This is a genomic window from Parabacteroides caeci, assembly GCF_023656795.1.
Lineage (GTDB): Bacteria > Bacteroidota > Bacteroidia > Bacteroidales > Tannerellaceae > Parabacteroides > Parabacteroides segnis.
Map to the genome: position 1 here is coordinate 1 of NZ_JAMOKT010000150.1, position 1,326 is coordinate 1,326.

Sequence of the window (1,326 nt, forward strand, 5' to 3'; positions counted from 1 at the left end):
GTTTAAACTTAATAATAATAACGGTTGACTTATTTCTTGCTTATTTATGAAACAGGTTAACTCTACCTGCCAGTTTTTCGCAAAAATAATCAAAATCTCTATTCACTCCAAACGGGTAATGAAAAAACCACCGCGGAGGTTTGCCATACGGCTGGAGGCGCGAAGCCTCCAAAGAGTCTTAGGTTATAATCAGTCCTTACTTAATGGAAGATCTATCCTGTCATCCCCATCTCTTTCAGCCTTTTAATAGCTCTCTCACGGTAACTTATCCATCTTTTCTTCAGCTCTCCTTCACCTTCGGCGGCCTCGGAAGGTGTCATTCCGTCCAGGCTCCAGTGAGGGCGTTCGTGATTGTAAAACTCCACAGCAACTTTAACGGCTGCCTTTACTTCCCGGATCCGATAGAATACCATTCCTTTAAGCAGTTCATTCTTTATGGTATTGTTCACACGCTCGGCTACCGCATTATCCTTGGGATTTCCACTCTCTGTCATGCTTATGCGTATTTGGCAATCTTTCAAACGGCCCGTATAAGCATAGCTGGCATATTGTACACCACGATCGGAGTGATGGATTAACTCTGAGAGGTCTTTGCCGGCATAATGTCTGATGGCCATTTCCAGGGCCTCCTGAGGATATATCGTTTCTAATGTCTCCCCTACGCTATATCCTACGATTTCTTTCGTATAATAATCCGTCACCAGCGAAAGGTAACAGAATGTATATTCACCCGTAACAGGGTTTACCCAAAGAGGTATATAGGTTATGTCGCTAACTATCACCTGGCAAGGGCGACTGGGTATCAACTCTTTAACCAGATTCGGATAAAGCGGAAGGTCGTGGTTGGAGTCCGTTGTTGCAATACGCCGCCTGCGCTTACGTACTTTCAAGCCATATCGTTCTATGATGTCATAGAAACGATTGTAGCCAACGCTGTCTTCTTCTCCGAACCTGCGACGGTACATCAACCAAAGCTTATTGCCACCGATGCCGGGAGCTTTCTGACGTACTTCTTTAATAAATTCAATCACAAAGGATTCCCTGGCTAATTTGAACATTAATTTATCCACATGTTTATAGTAGGCTTGTTTACTTACACCAAGCAGACGACACATAGGGACAATGCCGTAAAGCCTCTTGTCCCTGGTGTGAAGCCTGGATGCTACTTGGTGCCAGCTTTTTTTAGGTCGATACCATAAACTTCTTTGCCAAAGGCCACCATTTCTTCGTAAAAGTCAGCCCGAAGGCGTTCCTGAGCTAAATCCTTCTTGAGAGAGGCGATCTCACCCAGTAACTTTTTGTAATCTTCCTCTGTTACCTCTTTGC

General features: G+C 44.3%; 1 pseudogene. It reads right to left on the bottom strand.

Annotated elements, in window-relative coordinates:
* Positions 1-212: 212 nt before the first annotated feature.
* A pseudogene (locus tag NBH15_RS29130) lies at positions 213-1,133 on the bottom strand (IS3 family transposase); the annotation flags it as partial.
* Positions 1,134-1,326 lie beyond the last annotated feature (193 nt).